Here is a 16,274-nt window from a genome sequence, read left to right as displayed (position 1 = left end):
AATGAACGCGAAAACAAAGAAACGCTTATCTGATAATATGATCTGGATCGTGCTGATCGTCCTGGTCATCCTTGTAAGTATCATCAACCCGAAATTCTTAACGATTGCCAACCTGCGGACCCTGCTGACGGGCGAGTCCATCAAGGGGATCATGGCGTTCGGTGTGGCATTTGCGATCCTGACGCGAGGCATCGACCTGTCGATCGGGGCATCCGCGGCGCTGATCGCGTGTGTGACCGGTGCGCTGGTACAGCCGGTGGACCTGGCGACAAAAGCGCTGGCAAACTTCGGCGTGCAGGTACCGGCGATTGTGGCAATCCTGCTGGGCATGGTAATGGGTATCGCCATCGGTGCGATCCAGGGTGCGCTGATTGCGTACACGAAGATGCCGGCATTCATCGCGACGCTGGGCGGCCAGCTGATCTGCCGTGCGGCGGCGAAGATCTTCACGACGCGCCCGGTATCGAACCTGTCGGACGGCTACCGCCTGCTGGGAAGCGGGAAGATCGGGCCGATCCCGATCATCATCGTGGTATTTCTGATCGTCTTCGGGATCGCAGCCTTTATCCTTGGGCAGACCCGATTCGGAAAGAGCTTATATGCGATCGGGGGAAATGACCAGGCGGCGCGTGTAGCGGGTATCAACGTAGAGAGAAACCTGGTGCTGACATACGTATGGTGCGGCGCCTGTGCAGCCCTGGGCGGAATCCTGCTGGCAGGGCGTGCGGGATCAGCGGACCCTGCAAACTCCGGTTTGAACTACGAGCTGGATGCGATCGCGGCGGCGACAGTCGGTGGGACATCCCATACGGGAGGAATCTGCCGCGTGACGGGAGTGCTGTGCGGTATCCTGATCCTGGGAGTGATCAACAACGGCCTGGTACTGATCGGAGTGAATGACAACTTCAGTAATATCATCAAGGGCCTCATCATCGTCGGAGCGGTTGCGATGGATATGAGAAAGAACGCAAGAAAAGCATAATTTTGTAGATATAAGAATTATACATATTCGTTGTATCATCTCCAAAACAGGGAAAGGTGTTGGACATATGTCCGATGCCTTTTTCCTGTTTCTTAAATCTTTTTCAAATTTCTAAACTTTACATATAATTTATTGACCTTAAGCTGTTTATAGGAGATAATGGGAGCATGAATATACAAGGGGAGCCGATGAGTATGGAAAGTACGGAAAAACCTGTCATCTCAGTAAAAAATCTGTATAAGATTTACCGGGTGGGTGAGACACAGGTGAGAGCGCTAAACGGAGTGGATATGGAAATTTTCCCCGGAGAATTTTGTGCTATTGTCGGTACATCAGGGTCCGGTAAATCAACACTTCTCAATATGCTGGCAGGGCTGGAGAAACCGACGAAAGGGGAAGTGATCATTCAGGGAAAGCATATGGAGAAACTGAATGAAAATGAACTGGTACGTTTCAGAAGAGAGCGGATTGGGTTTATTTTTCAGTCATTCAACCTGCTGCCGACGATGAATGCCCTTGAAAATGTAGCACTTCCACTGAGCTTTCGCGGTATCAGAAAAAGAATCAGACTGAAGAGGGCTGCACAGCTGTTGAAGACAGTCGGATTGTCCGACCATTTGTTTCACAAGCCGATGCAGATGTCCGGTGGGCAGCAGCAGAGGGTAGGCGTGGCCAGAGCACTGGTGGTCGATCCGGCGATCATATTTGCGGACGAACCGACTGGAAACCTGGATTCCAACACATCTGCAGACGTCATGAGACTGATGCAGGATGTGGTGCGCAAACAGAAAAAGACATTGGTCATGGTAACGCATGACAATCATCTTGCAAGTTTTGCTGACCGTATTTTCCACATTATTGACGGGAAGATTGTAAAGATTGAAAACATGAGAGAGGGTAAAAAAGGATGAAAAAGATGAAAGCAGCCGGGTTATTCATGTTATGCCTGCTGATGGTACTTCCGGCGGTGGTATGGGCAGAGGGGACAGAGCAGGAAGGGAAGATACTGATTGACAGGACAGCAGATGCACCGCAGTGTGAGGCAAAAAAAGAGGCGGAGGTCATAGTACCGTTCATAAACCAGGAATCAGCAGATATTATGAATGTCAGAGTTACGCTTCTTCAGGAAGAAAATACTAGTGATTATCCATTTGAAATTACAAAGACCAACGTGTTTGAAACACTTGATTTAGTCAAGCAGGGCAACCCAGATAAGGTTGTATTCAAATTAAAAACCCGGGAAGATGTTTCATCCGGATATAAAAAAATAAATTTTGTTTTTTCATATCAGATGACTGTACTGGAAGATGGAGCTGAAGTTGTCAGGGACATGGAAGCCAGCAGATACATTTACGTCAGGACGATCGCGAAGGAAGAGCCTGTGGAGGAGCCACCGGAGGAGGAACCGCCAGTGATGGATCCGGAAGGGGATGATGGCGGGGGCGTCTACGACGGCGGAGGTTACACTGACGGAGGCGGTACTCCCTCCACATCAGAGGATGAGAAAGATGAGAAAAAAGGAAGTACTCCCCGTGTGATCATTGAAGGCTTTCAGACAGATCCGGGAGCGGTCAACGCAGGCGATACATTCAGGCTGACCCTGAAAGTGAGAAATACATCCAAAAAAACGACAGTGGGCAATATGGTTATTACACTGCAGACGCCGCAGGCCGGAGAGGGTGAGACGGCGGCTGATGCGTTTCTGCCCGCAGACGGGTCGAGCACGTTGTACATAGAGAGCATTCCGAAAAACAGCTCAAAGGAAGTGTCACTGGAGATGACCGCACGGACTGACCTGATACAAAAGCCGTATCCGGTAGAGGCGGCAATGAAATATGAGGACGAATCGGCACAGCAGTTTGAAGAGAAGGCAAGTATTTCCATCCCGGTACGCCAGAGGGCACGTTTTGAACTCAGCAGAGTCACAGTTATGCCGGAAGCAATTTCCGTGGGCGAAGAGACAAATGTGACATTTGAAATCTATAATCTGGGAAAGACGAAATTATACAATGTCAGTGCGAGGATTGAGGATCCGTCCATCGCAAATGCAGAGGCATTTGTCGGAAACCTGGATGCCGGAGCAACAGGAACTGTCGACATGATGGCGATGGGAGCAGCTGAGAGTACGGGAGACGGGACGGTAAAGCTACTGGTGAAATATGAAGACCAGGATGGAAATCAGGAAACTTTTGAAAGCAGCTGTATTGTGTTCGTAAATCCTGCGATGTCCATGGATGAAATGCCGATGGATGACCTCGGGATGGAGGGCATGGAGGAAGGCCAGTCAAGTGGACATCTGATGTGGTGGATTCTCGGTGGCGCCGGCGCAGTGGCTGTGATCATAGTCTCGGTGCTGCTGGTCAGACGGAAACATAAGAAAGAAAAGGAATGGGCAGATGAAATTTTGGGATCTGATAAAGATGAGCTGCAGTAATCTGTGGCGCAGAAAGCTTAGAACATTTCTTACTATTCTTGGTGTAGTGATTGGAACAGCATCGATTGTAGTTATGGTATCCCTGGGACTTGGGCTGAATAAGACAACGATGGATGAGATGGAGAACAGCGGAGGGCTCACGACGATACAGGTCTATGAGGGTGGTTCTGCTATGATGGGGTTTGCGATGGCACAGGAAGAATCGGAAGACAGTGGGACCCAGGAGCAGAAAAGGATCACAGATGAGACGATAGAGCAGATTGCGGCGATACCGCATGTGAAGTTGGTTTCACCGGTGCTGAATCTTTCCATGATGGCGAAGCAGGGCCGATATATCGGCTATCTCGATGTATATGGGATGAGCCGGGAGGCCCTGGAACAGATGAAGCTGGAATTTGCAAATGGGGGTCTGCCGGAAGAAGGAGCCGAAAACCTTCAGTTTGTCTATGGAAATCAGGTTATTTACAATTTCAGCAATGAATCGACCGGACAGGGATACTGGGATTCCGGAGAGCTTCCTGATGTTGATTTCACGCGTCCAATGTATTACATCCTTGATGCGGATGCCTACTGGACAAGCAAGATGGGCAGTACGGGAGGAGGGAATTCCGATGGAGGAGGCGAAGGCGGTGACTCCGGGACACAGCAGGTGACAGCGCCGAAAAAGTATGTTTTTCCGACAGCGGGTGTCCTGGCAGGAGATCTCAATACATATACGGAACAGAGTTACAGTGTTTACTGTGATATCAACCCTCTGAAAACACAGCTGAAAAAGGTATTTCGGAATAAAGCGATACCGGGACAGCCCACAACGAAATCCGGCAAGCCATATAAGGAAATTTTTTACAGTCAGGCATACGTAAAAATTGATGATATGGAAAATGCGGAATCTGTTCAGAATGAGATTAAGAATCTTGGCTATACCCCGAACTGGAATGCGGAGTGGGTACAATCACAACAAAAACAATTCCAGAGCATTCAGCTCGTTCTTGGCTGTATCGGGGCAGTTTCGCTTTTTGTCGCTGCGATTGGAATTGCGAATACCATGATGATGTCCATCTATGAGCGGACAAAAGAGATCGGCATTATCAAGGTTCTGGGATGCAGTCTTGCAAATATTCGTACGTTGTTTCTTGCGGAGGCCGCATTTATCGGTTTTCTGGGAGGAATGGCCGGTCTGGCCCTGAGCTATCTGATTTCATGGGCGCTAAACCACTTTGGGGCTGCGATTGGGGAGTATATGACAGGAAATTCAAACGCGAGTGTTTCCTATATTCCTGTCTGGCTTGCAGGGCTTGCACTGGTTTTTGCCATCTGTGTCGGTATCATTGCCGGATTCTTCCCCGCGTTACGGGCAACACGGCTCAGTCCGCTTGCAGCGATCAGAAATGAATAACTGGAGAAAAATGACGCACTGGCTGCGTCATTTTTTTTGGGTCTGTGAGAATGCAGCACCGTGCATCATAAATTGTTCTGCCATGGCAGCCACCTCGTCAGGAGGGGTGATCATATCTTCATCGAGCCAGTGACGGAGGAGTCCGATACATCCGGCGCTCGTGTAGGAATAGAAATACTTCAGTTGCCTTGGCGTTGCCCCTGCAAAAAACTGGGGATATGTTTTCTGATAAACCTCGTATCCAAGATGGATGAGACGCAGAACAAAGTCTTTATCCCCGTAATCCCCCAGTGTTACCGTGCAGATATCTGCATTCTCCTTGAGGCATGTAAAAATTCCGGTCGTTATTTTGGCGGGAGTGAGCGGTTCGGATTCTGACTGAAGCAGAGGGTTCAGTGCATTTTTAAAATCCAGCATCATATCTGTCTCTATTTTTTTCAAAAGATCATTGATATTGGAATAGTGAGAATAAAAGGTGCCTCGATTGATACCGGCCGCTGAGCAGAGTTCCGTTATGGAGATACTCTGAATAGGTTTTTTTTGGAGCAGATCCATAAATGCCTTCCTGATCAGCATCTTAGTCACCCGGACCCTGTGATCACCGGCATTGTTTTTCCTGTTTTCCATAAAATTTCTCCTTAACAGTAAATGAAAGACATTAAATAGCAAAGTGTTAGGATATACAACATATAGTGAAAATTTGATGATTGTATTCATAATCTGAATTTAGTATAATACAAACAAGAAAAATAATCAACAAGTTGTTCAAAAAGATTGCGAGGTGTTTATTATGAAGCGTCTCTATATCATAACGGGTGCGGCCGGGCACCTGGGAAATACACTGATCCGCACTCTGTTAAAGCGTGGAGAGAAGGTACGGGGGCTGCTCCTGCCCGGTGAACCTGCCTGGATGGGGGATAAAGTCAGGTATACGGAGGGAGATATTCGGTATAAAGACAGCCTTCGGCCGCTGTTTTCTGATATAAAGCACAGGGATGTAATAGTTATTCATACCGCTGGTATTGTGGATATCTCAGATGAGGCGTCCGATCTGATGCAGCAGGTCAACGTCGGGGGGACAAAACATGTCATCGAACTGTGCCTTGAACATAGAGTACAAAGGCTTGTCTATGTCAGTTCTGTACATGCCATACCAGAACACAACAGATATGCCGTCCTGAAGGAAGTGAGGGAGTTTTCGGCTGATCTGGTAGTGGGGGGATATGCCAAGACGAAGGCGGAAGCGACGCAGGCAGTGATGAATGCAGTGGATTTGGGTCTGGATGCAGTCATTGTACACCCATCCGGGATTTTGGGACCATACAATGGATCGGGAAATCATCTTGTCCAGCTGGTGGATGATTATATCAGAGGTAAACTGCCGGCATGTGTACATGGAGGTTATGATTTTGTAGATGTCAGGGATGTCGCGGGGGGATGCCTGCGGGCGGCGGTGAAAGGCAGAAAGGGAGAATGCTACATACTGTCCAACCAGTACTATGAAGTAACAGAAGTTCTCAAGATGGTAAAGAGTATTGTTGGAGGCAGAAAATTACCGACGCTTCCGCTTTGGATTGCAAAAGCGTCGGTTCCACTGATCTGCCGTGTTGCAAAACTGAAGAAGAGACGACCACTGTATACCCGATATTCTTTGTATGCACTGACAAGTAATGGAAGGTTTACCCATGATAAAGCCACTTCAGAATTGAACTATAAACCAAGAGACCTGTATGCGACCATATTGGATACGATACGCTGGCTTATGAAAAGTCAGTCTTTAGCTGAAATCCAGTAATAGGGAAGTGCAACAAATGCGACTCCGCCGATGATATTGCCAAGGGTAACAAAAAACAGGTCTGTTATGTAATAATTAACAGAGATGGTAGCCACACCTGTAAGCGGATGCAGAAGCCCCACACCGATAATACTCATATTTGCGATACTGTGTTCAAAACCGCACATCATAAAAAGAAAGATACACCATAAGATCATGATAAGCTTGGCAGCCTCTGACTGCATTTTGATACTGCACCAGACGGCCAGACAGACAAGAATATTACACAGGATACCGCGGGTGATCATTTCAAGAGGGCTGAGTGACAGTTTCGCGACGGAAACAGTGGCAAAATAGGAAGAGACATCAGCATTTTCAGTGAGACCTGTCAGGTGGTAAAGTATGACTGCGAGCCAGCTCCCGATCAGGTTGCCGAAGTAACAGATAATCCACAGTTTTATCGTCTCAAACCAGCTTACCTTTTTAGAAAAAGAAGCACATGCCATAACGAAGTTGTTTCCGGTAAACAACTCGCTGCCTGCCATCACGACAAGGCTGAGTGCAGACGCAAAGGAAAGGGAAGAGATCAGTTTCGCGGTAGCTGCGCTGTCTGCGATCAGTATACCGCCGATCGTCATACATACGAAGCTGCCGAATGCAATGAACATTCCGGCAATTACGGAAGCCATCAGATATCCCCAGGGATTTTTTTTCAGAAGATTTGATTTATTGCATCCTGCCTTCACTACGTCAGAATAAGCAGATTGGAACATAATATTACCTCCTAAAAATACAAATAAAAGGGTGTAGAATTTTCTACACCCTTTTGTGGTTGTCGTGGTACTGTTAGAACAGACCGGAAATCTTTCCTGAACTGTCTACGTCAATGCGTTCTGCCGCAGGAACTTTCGGGAGACCGGGCATCGTCATGATTTCGCCCGTCAGTGCTACGATAAAGCCTGCGCCGGCGGAAATCTTGAGGTTTCTTACAGTGACATCGAAATCCGTAGGAGCCCCCAGCTTATTCTGGTCGTCGGTAAAGCTGTACTGTGTTTTGGCAACGCAGATCGGGCAGTTTCCAAAGCCCATTGCCTCCAGTTCCTGAGCCTGCTTCTGAGCATTGGCAGTCAGGACGGCACCGTTTCCATGGTAAATCTTTTTAACAATCTGGTTCAGTTTATCTTCGATACTGCCTTCCAGTTCATATGAATAGTGGAACTCACTCGGTTCCTCCACAAGACGAATGACCTCTTTTGCGAGAGCGACACCGCCTTCGCCGCCTTTTGCCCATACTTCCGAAAGAGCAACGTTAACGCCGAGTTCACGGCATTTGGACTCTACAAGGTCAAGCTCAGCCTTGGTATCTGTCGGGAATGCATTGATTGCGACGACACACGGAAGACCGTATACGTTTTTGATATTTCCAACATGCTGGAGCAGATTTGGAAGGCCCTTTTCCAGTGCTTCCAGGTTTTCATTATTCAGATCCGCTTTCTGAACACCGCCATTATATTTCAGAGCGCGGACGGTTGCCACAATGACAACAGCGGAAGGTGTCAGGCCCGCCATACGACATTTGATATCGAGAAACTTCTCGGCTCCGAGGTCAGCGCCGAATCCTGCCTCTGTAATTGCGTAATCACCCAGTTTCAGTGCCATCTTGGTTGCGATGACGGAGTTGCAGCCGTGAGCGATATTGGCAAATGGACCTCCGTGTACGATAGCAGGAACGTGTTCCAGAGTCTGCACCAGGTTTGGTTTCAACGCATCTTTCAGAAGTGCACACATAGCTCCCTGAGCATTCAGATCACCTGCAGTTACCGGTTTCTGCTCCGCAACACTACCATAAGTATAACCGACGATAATACGGGAGAGACGCTGTTTTAAGTCGTCGATGTCCCGGGCAAGACAGAGAACAGCCATGATCTCAGACGCAACTGTGATATCATATCCGTCTTCGCGCGGCATACCGTTTGTCTTGCCGCCGAGGCCGTTTACGATATTACGCAGCTGACGGTCATTCATATCCACACATCTTCTCCAGGTTATTTTACGCGGGTCAATATTCAGCGCATTGCCCTGGAAAATATGGTTGTCAATCATAGCGGCCAGAAGATTATTGGCGGCTCCGATCGCATGAAAATCACCTGTGAAATGCAGATTGATATCTTCCATTGGGACTACCTGTGCATATCCGCCGCCTGCGGCACCGCCTTTCACACCAAAGACCGGTCCGAGAGATGGCTCGCGAAGTGCGACCATAACATTTTTGCCGAGCTTCTGCAGACCATCGGCAAGACCCACTGTAGTTGTTGTTTTGCCTTCTCCTGCGGGTGTCGGGTTGATTGCGGTTACCAGGACCAGCTTTCCGTTGGGTGCATCAGATTCCTGCAATAAATTGTAGTCAATTTTTGCTTTGTACTTACCGTATTGTTCGAGGTATTTGTCGTCAATCCCCGCTTTTGCTGCAATTTCGGTAATTGGCGTCATTGTACTCTCCTGAGCAATTTCAATGTCTGATTTGAATCCCATAGTAAAATTTCTCCTTTCACTTCACTGAGTGGTGTTGTGCGCATCCAGCTATCTGTACAGCTATGTATTTTGCTACATGTTATTAACTGTTATAAAAAAGGACAACACATGTAATCGCTATTACAAATGTTGCCCAGACGGTCGGCTTGCGCGAAGTCATGATTCCACAGTGGTAACCCACAATTATCCGTCAGTTATCAAGACTCCATATTTGATTTATGAATTTATGTTAGCATGGGGGAAAATGAATGTCAACCGTTTCTTAAGCCTGTTTGAAAAGTGCGTAGTATCATTAAATTTGTGGTAAAAAAGAAGAATATTATGATAAAAAAATAATATAGTCATAAGAAACACTGAAATATAATATTGTAAAAGAAATGTAATAATTGTATAATAACGTTAAAGTTTCTTAAAAAATTTAGACTGATGAAATATTTTGCAGGTTGAAGGGTGCAGAATAAGGGGGAGGATCATGGTACAAAATCTGATAAGAAGATGGAAAACAATTCTGGCAATCTTGTTAATCCTCTGTATGACGGGTTTGACAGTTCCTGTGCAGGCGTTTGGAGCACAGACTGACGGTCAGACAGAGGCAGTGCCGGAACAGGGAGGCAGTGAGGAACAGGAAAGAACGGAGCTTCCTGAGACGGACAGTGAAAATGGACAGGAGGTGACGGGACAACCGGATCCGTCTGTTACCGGGGAGCCGGACATCACGGAAGAACCGCAGGTTACAGAGACGCCGGAAGTTACGGCAGAGCCGGAAGTTACGGTGGTTCCTGAAGAGGAAGAAGTGACCAAAGAGCCGGAAGACTTAACGGCGGCAAGAGCCAAAGCGGGGTGGGTCACGGAGACGAACGGAGAACTTAAATATCGATTTCCGGATGGAAGTTATTCGGCACCGGGCTGGAAGGAAATCGGTGGTTACTGGTATTATTTTGACTCGAGAGGCGTAATTGAAACAGGCTGGATCACGATACCGAGCGGTACCTATTATCTGACGGAGACAGGAGCCCCGGGAGTAAAGGGCTCAATGCTGACTGGCTGGCAGAATATATCCGGCAATACATATTATTTCGAGGAGTCGGGTTCGGTAGAGGGCAGGATGTATACCGGCTGGCAGAACATATCCTACAGGAGATTCTATTTTGAAGAGTCAGGCGAAGATGCCGGGAAGGTACTGACCGGCTGGCAGACAATCGGAAAGAACACCTATTATTTCCAGATAGGCGGAGGAGCCGGGGAGCGGGGAAGGCTGTATACCGGCTGGTGGACGCTCGGAAAAAACACCTATTATTTCCAGATGGGCGGGGAAGCTGGTCAGAGAGGTAAGATGTATACAGGCTGGCGGACGATGAACAACAGAGTCTTTTATTTCCAGATGGGGAATGGCGATGGAAACGCCGGCAAACTGAACACAGGCTGGCGGCTGATGAATGGCAAAAGATATTATTTCCAGATAGGCGGGGCAGCCGGGGAGCGGGGAAGGCTGTATACTGGTTTTCGGACGCTCGGGAAAAACACCCATTATTTTCAGATGGGCGGAGAAGCCGGTCAAAAGGGTCAGATGTATACGGGTTGGCGGACGCTGAACAGTGACGTCTATTACTTCCAGAAAGGTAATGCTGATGGCAATATCGGCAAGATGTATACCGGCTGGAGGAACATTGAAAGCAATAAGTACTATTTTGGCTCAGACGGTAAAATGTACCGCAATACCACGGTTGATGGAATTGAGCTGGGCCCCAACGGTGCTGCCATACAGGGGAAAACTCTCAAGTCATTTCTTGCCAATGCGTTGAAGCCGGTGGGTACGACTCTGTATATCTGGGGTGGAGGACATGACGCCTATACTGGCGGGGATGCGCTTCGAAAAGGTGTGAACCCAAACTGGAAAAAATTCTATGATTCTCAGAATAGAAGTTACAGGTATGACCCGAGTGAAAGTAATATCCCGAAAAACTATGGGAAAGGGTTTGACTGTTCCGGCTATGTGGGCTGGTCAGTCTATAATACGGTGAATACAAAGAGCAACCAGCAGAACTGCACTACAATATCCGGAGACACTCCGCGTTTATACGGAAACAGGGGATGGGGAAGCTATGTGGACAGCACGACCTCGGCTTCTTTTAAACCCGGTGACGTGGTCGGTTACAATGGACATGTCTGGATTGTGCTTGGCCAGTGCAGTGACAGCAGTGTCGTCATCCTGCACTGCACGCCGCAGGCAGGTGTTCAGATCAGCGGAACCGTCACAACAGATAACGATCAGAACAGCGAGGCGATCAGACTTGCACAGACATATATGAAAAAGTTCAGATCGCCATCCGCTAATAAACCGGAACTCTCACCTGTATGCAATATCACGCCATATTTGTATGGCCCAGGTTATGCAGGACTTCACCGTTTCCGCTGGGATTTGAGCGGTTCAAAAATGCTGAGTGATCCGGATGGATATACAGATAAAACTGCTGCGGAGATTCTGGCAGATTTAGTGTAACCATATTTTGAATAAAGGAATCGAAGCAGATGGTTGGAATTATTTCCCATCATCTGCTTTTGTATTTTTTTGAAAAGGTATTGTAATCTATTTATAATAAACGTAAAATAGAGACTGCAAAACGTCAGAAAAAGACAAATAATCCTGATTGGGGAGAGGGGAATTAATTTTGACACCACGATATGATAAACTCAGAGTAAAACGTGTTCTGGCATTCGTACTGATCTTTTGTATGGCAGTTTTGACAGTTCCCGAGCAGGTGTTCGGGGAACAGGATAACGGTCGGGCAGCGCTGGAACAGGGAGAGAGTGATGAGCAGGCTCAGGAAGGAACGGAGCTTCCCGAGGCGGATGATGAACAAGGGCAGGAGCCGGAGGTGACGGGAGAACCGGATCCGTCTGTCACAGCCCAGCCGGAGGTGACAGAGGAGCCGGACATCACGCAGGAACCACAGGCGGTGGAGACGCCGGAAGTAACCCAGGAACCGGAGGTCACGGTGGTCCCTGAAGATGAAGAAGTGGAGGCTGCTGAAGAGCCGGAAGATTTATTGGCTGCACGGGTCAAAGCCGGATGGGTCACAGAGACGAACGGTGACCTCAGATATCGGTTTTCAGATGGAAGCTATTCCTCGCCTGGATGGAAAGAGATCGGTAAATACTGGTATTATTTTGATTCAAGGGGCAGACTCAAAACAGGCTGGATCACGATCAAAAGCGGTACCTATTATCTGACGGAGACAGGGGCTCCGGGGGTGAAAGGAGCGATGCGGACCGGCTGGCAGAATATAGCCGGTAACACTTATTATTTTGAAGAGTCGGGTTCGGTTGAAGGGAAGATGAACACCGGCTGGCAGGATATATCTAACAAAAGATACTATTTTGAGAAGTCGGGGAAAAATGCCGGTGCGATGCGGACCGGCTGGCAGACGATCGGAAACAATACATATTATCTCCAGGTCGGTGGAGGGACCGGAGAGCGCGGAAAGATGTATACGGGCTGGAGGACGATGAACAACAAAGTTTATTACTTCCAGAAAGGGAACGCCGATGGAAATATCGGCAGAATGTATACCGGCTGGCGTACGATGAACGGCAGGGTCTATTATTTCCAGATGGGCGGAGGCGCCGGAGAGCGCGGGAAGATGTATACCGGCTGGCGTACGCTTGGAAAAAATATTCACTACTTCCAAATGGGCGGAGAAACTGGTCAGAAGGGCCAGATGTATACGGGCTGGAGGACGATGAACAACAAAGTTTATTACTTCCAGAAAGGGAATGCCGATGGAAATATCGGTAAAATGTATACCGGGCAGCGCACGATCAACGACAAGGTCTATTACTTCCAGATGGGCGGAGAAACCGGAGAGCGCGGAAAGATGTATACGGGCTGGAGGACGCTCGGAGAAAATACCTATTATTTTCAGATGGGCGGGAAAGCCGGTCAAAAAGGCCAGATGTATACCGGCTGGCGGACAATGAACAACAAGGTTTATTACTTCCAGCAGGGAAATGCTGACGGAAACGTTGGTAAACTGAATACCGGCTGGCGGCTGATGAACGGCAAACGATACTATTTTCAGATCGGAGGAAAAGCCGGAGAGCGGGGAAAACTGTATACTGGTTTTCGGACGCTCGGGAAAAACACCCATTATTTTCAGATAGGCGGAGACTATGGCCAAAAGGGACAGATGTACACCGGCTGGCGGACGCTGAACAACCACACCTATTACTTCCAGAAGGGAAACGCCGATGGAAATATCGGGAAGATGTATACGGGCTGGCGGACGATTGAGGGCAGTAAGTATTATTTCGGCACTGACGGCAGGATGCGCCGTAACACTACCGTTGATGGGATTGTGCTGGGCCCCAATGGTGCCGCGATACAGAGCAGGACGCTCAAAGCGTTTCTCGCCAATGCGCTGAAACCGGTGGGGACAACCCTGTATATCTGGGGAGGAGGCCATGATGACTGGACAGGCGGCGATGCGGTCCGGATTGGAGTGAATCCAAACTGGAAAAAGTTCTACAATTCTCAGAATAAAAATTATAACTATGATCAATACCGCTACCAATACAAGAAGGGACTGGACTGTTCAGGGTATGTGGGCTGGTCAGTCTATAATACGGTGAATACAAAGAGCAATCAGCAGAGCTGTACTACAATCTCCGGAGACACTCCTCGCCTGTATGGAAACAATGGCTGGGGAAGCTATGTGGACCGTACGACTTCTGCATCCTTTATGCCAGGTGATGTGGTCGGTTATGATGGACATGTCTGGATCGTACTGGGAAAATGCAGTGACGGCAGCTATGTGATTCTGCACTGCACACCGCAGGCAGGCGTACAGATCAGCGGAACCGTCACGAAAGGAAACAATCAGAACAGCGAGGCGATCAGACTCGCAAAGGAATATATGAAGAAGTTCAGATCATCATCTGCTAATAAACCGGAGCTTTCACCGGTATGTAATATCACGCCGTACTTATATGGTCCGGGTTCGGAAGGGCTTCACAGATTTCGATGGGATCTCAGCGGGTCCAGGATGCTGAGTGATCCGGATGGGTACGCCAAGAAAACTGCGGCTCAGATCCTGGCGGATTTAGTGTAAGTGTTAATTAAGGGAAAGCGGATTACCGATTTTGATATGGGCAATCTGCTTTCTTTTTTTGAGTTCTGCTGACATTCCTCATGATATGGAAGATATGTGCGTGGAATTGAATTTAACTCCCGCTTCGTCTTTTGTTGACTCAGAAGCCATTATTTAAGCATTGTAATCCATCTGGGATAACGATATAATAGTCTCAGATCAGTTGAGAGAAAATGACGGAGGTCTGACATGGATTCAAGCTTTTTAATTAAACAGGCGATCGAAGCACAGGGGCAGGCATACGCTCCGTATTCCAGATTTCGGGTCGGTGCGGCACTTCTGTGTGCGGACGGAAGCATTTACACCGGGTGCAACGTTGAAAATGCCGCATATTCTGCCGCGAACTGTGCTGAACGTACAGCTGTCTTCAAAGCGGTGTCGGAAGGCAGACGCAGATTTCTGGCGATCGCGATCGCAGGGAATCTGGAAGGCAGGGAAAATGAGCGGGAATTGTGTGCACCATGTGGTGTATGCAGGCAGGTTCTGTCAGAATTCTCAGATGGAGACCTGCGGGTGATTCTGGCCAGATCAGAGACGAAATATGAAGAATATACACTGAAAGAACTTCTGCCGCTGCAGTTTTCACGAAATAATCTGCAATAAAAATGTAATCAAAAAGCCCTTCCCTTTTTTGCCGGTTATCTCTATAATGGTAAAAAGAGAGGGCTTTTATTATGCGGATGTATGATTTGATAGTAAAAAAGCGTGATAACAAAACGCTGGCAAGAGAAGAAATCTCCTATATGATTCAGGGGTATGTAAAGGACGAGATACCGGATTATCAGATGGCGGCTATGCTGATGGCTATCTACTTTCAGGGCATGACAGATGAGGAGCTGGCAGATCTCACAGATATCATGGCACATTCGGGGGATATGGTGGATCTGTCAGAGATCTCAGGCATTACAGTGGATAAACACTCTACCGGAGGCGTCGGTGATAAAACGACGCTGATTGCGGCGCCGATCGCGGCTGCCTGCGGAGTCAGGATCGCCAAGATGTCAGGCCGGGGGCTTGGTCATACCGGAGGAACGGTAGATAAGCTGGAATCCATACCGGGATACCAGACCAGCATCGAACGGACCAGGTTTATCGATATTGTAAAACGTCATGGAATCAGTGTGATCGGACAGTCGGGCAATCTTGCGCCTGCTGATAAAAAAATATATGCACTCAGAGATGTGACCGCGACAGTCGAGAGCATACCGCTGATAGCCGCATCGATCATGAGTAAAAAGCTGGCGGCGGGAAGCGACTGTATACTGCTTGATGTCAAGGTGGGGAGCGGCGCATTTATGAAAACTTCGGAAGACGCCGTCGCCCTCGCGCAGAAAATGTCAGCGATCGGTGAACGGGCAGGCAGAAGAGTGACCGCACTGATCACAGATATGGATCTGCCGCTTGGGAATTGTATAGGTAACTCTCTGGAAGTGGCGGAAGCAGCAGAGACACTTCAGGGACGCGGACCGGATGATCTGACAAGGATCTGTATAGAGTTAGCCGCACATATGATGGAGCTGGCAGGGATCGGGACAGTCCCGGAGTGTAAGAGAAAAGCAAAGAAGGCTATTGAAAATGGGACAGCGATGGAAAAATTTGCGGAGATGGTAACTGCTCAGGGCGGAGATGCCTCGGTGCTGTACCATCCGGAACTGTTTCAAAAGGCGTCCATTTTATATGAGGTGAAAGCAGAAAAAGATGGTTATATCGTTCACATGGATGCTCAGGAATGCGGAGCAGTTTCCTGCATACTCGGAGCAGGACGTGAGACAAAAGAAAGCCGTATTGATTTTTCGGCGGGAATTGTAATGAGAAAAAAAACTGGAGACAAAGTGACAAAAGGGGAGACAGTCGCTGTTCTGCATACGTCACGGAAAGACCTGGCCAAAGCCGCTGCTGTGCGCCTGCTGGCTGCCGTGGAGATCGAGGAGAAGCCTCCTGAAAAGATCCCGCTGATTTTGGCTGTGGTAGACCGGAACGGAGTACGAATTTACCAGGATAAATAAAAA

At 48.3% G+C, this 16,274-nt stretch carries 12 protein-coding genes and 1 riboswitch; of the genes, 9 read left to right on the top strand and 3 right to left on the bottom strand.

Annotation, left to right across the window (positions count from 1 at the left end):
• Position 1 precedes the first annotated feature (1 nt).
• The 4 genes from MCG98_RS17305 (at position 2) to MCG98_RS17290 (ending at position 4,812) form a co-directional block, all read left to right on the top strand.
• The gene (locus MCG98_RS17305) at positions 2 to 982 is read left to right on the top strand and encodes a hypothetical protein (RefSeq protein ID WP_240301369.1); all 981 of its coding nucleotides are present in this window, start codon (positions 2 to 4) and stop codon (positions 980 to 982) included.
• Between the two features lie 167 nt (positions 983 to 1,149).
• On the top strand, positions 1,150 to 1,893 hold the full coding sequence (locus tag MCG98_RS17300; protein WP_240303101.1) for an ABC transporter ATP-binding protein: 744 nt from the start codon (positions 1,150 to 1,152) through the stop codon (positions 1,891 to 1,893).
• Complete coding sequence (locus MCG98_RS17295; RefSeq protein WP_240303100.1) at positions 1,890 to 3,416, top strand: hypothetical protein; 1,527 nt, start codon at positions 1,890 to 1,892, stop codon at positions 3,414 to 3,416. Before MCG98_RS17300 ends, MCG98_RS17295 begins: the two co-directional genes overlap by 4 nt.
• On the top strand, positions 3,379 to 4,812 hold the full coding sequence (locus MCG98_RS17290) for an ABC transporter permease (RefSeq protein ID WP_240303099.1): 1,434 nt from the start codon (positions 3,379 to 3,381) through the stop codon (positions 4,810 to 4,812). The genes MCG98_RS17295 and MCG98_RS17290 overlap by 38 nt, the downstream gene beginning before the upstream one ends.
• A 27-nt stretch (positions 4,813 to 4,839) precedes the next feature.
• Here MCG98_RS17290 and MCG98_RS17285 read toward each other — a convergent pair whose 3' ends face one another.
• Positions 4,840 to 5,439: a TetR/AcrR family transcriptional regulator gene (locus MCG98_RS17285; protein WP_240303098.1), complete on the bottom strand. Its 600-nt coding sequence runs from the start codon at positions 5,437 to 5,439 to the stop codon at positions 4,840 to 4,842.
• A gap of 163 nt (positions 5,440 to 5,602) precedes the next feature.
• On the opposite strand from MCG98_RS17285, the gene MCG98_RS17280 reads away from it, so the two are divergent.
• Positions 5,603 to 6,607 carry an NAD-dependent epimerase/dehydratase family protein gene (locus MCG98_RS17280; protein ID WP_240303097.1) on the top strand — a complete coding sequence of 335 codons (1,005 nt, stop codon included), beginning with the start codon at positions 5,603 to 5,605 and terminating at the stop codon, positions 6,605 to 6,607.
• Here MCG98_RS17280 and MCG98_RS17275 read toward each other — a convergent pair.
• Together MCG98_RS17275 and MCG98_RS17270 are read right to left on the bottom strand one after the other, a co-directional pair.
• Complete coding sequence (locus MCG98_RS17275; protein ID WP_240303096.1) at positions 6,583 to 7,359, bottom strand: formate/nitrite transporter family protein; 777 nt, start codon at positions 7,357 to 7,359, stop codon at positions 6,583 to 6,585. The genes MCG98_RS17280 and MCG98_RS17275 overlap by 25 nt on opposite strands.
• Positions 7,360 to 7,432: 73 nt before the next feature.
• Entirely contained in the window at positions 7,433 to 9,118 is a 1,686-nt protein-coding gene (locus MCG98_RS17270; RefSeq protein ID WP_240303095.1) for a formate--tetrahydrofolate ligase, read from the bottom strand.
• Between the two features lie 124 nt (positions 9,119 to 9,242).
• Positions 9,243 to 9,326, bottom strand: a riboswitch (ZMP/ZTP riboswitch).
• Between the two features lie 264 nt (positions 9,327 to 9,590).
• Here MCG98_RS17270 and MCG98_RS17265 point away from each other — a divergent pair.
• The 4 genes from MCG98_RS17265 (at position 9,591) to MCG98_RS17250 (ending at position 16,271) form a co-directional block, all read left to right on the top strand.
• Positions 9,591 to 11,618 (top strand): hypothetical protein, encoded by a 2,028-nt coding sequence (locus MCG98_RS17265; RefSeq protein WP_240303093.1) that lies wholly within the window; start codon positions 9,591 to 9,593, stop codon positions 11,616 to 11,618.
• A gap of 169 nt (positions 11,619 to 11,787) precedes the next feature.
• Complete coding sequence (locus MCG98_RS17260) at positions 11,788 to 14,226, top strand: hypothetical protein (protein WP_240303092.1); 2,439 nt, start codon at positions 11,788 to 11,790, stop codon at positions 14,224 to 14,226.
• A gap of 228 nt (positions 14,227 to 14,454) precedes the next feature.
• The gene (locus MCG98_RS17255; protein WP_240303090.1) at positions 14,455 to 14,868 is read left to right on the top strand and encodes a cytidine deaminase; all 414 of its coding nucleotides are present in this window, start codon (positions 14,455 to 14,457) and stop codon (positions 14,866 to 14,868) included.
• Positions 14,869 to 14,939: 71 nt separating this feature from the next.
• The gene (locus MCG98_RS17250) at positions 14,940 to 16,271 is read left to right on the top strand and encodes a pyrimidine-nucleoside phosphorylase (protein WP_240303089.1); all 1,332 of its coding nucleotides are present in this window, start codon (positions 14,940 to 14,942) and stop codon (positions 16,269 to 16,271) included.
• Positions 16,272 to 16,274: the final 3 nt, after the last annotated feature.

Origin of the sequence: Ruminococcus sp. OA3 (assembly GCF_022440845.1) — a bacterium.
Lineage (GTDB): Bacteria > Bacillota > Clostridia > Lachnospirales > Lachnospiraceae > Ruminococcus_G.
Note: the sequence above shows the minus strand (reverse complement) of the source record. Positions and strands in the feature narration are given on the sequence as shown.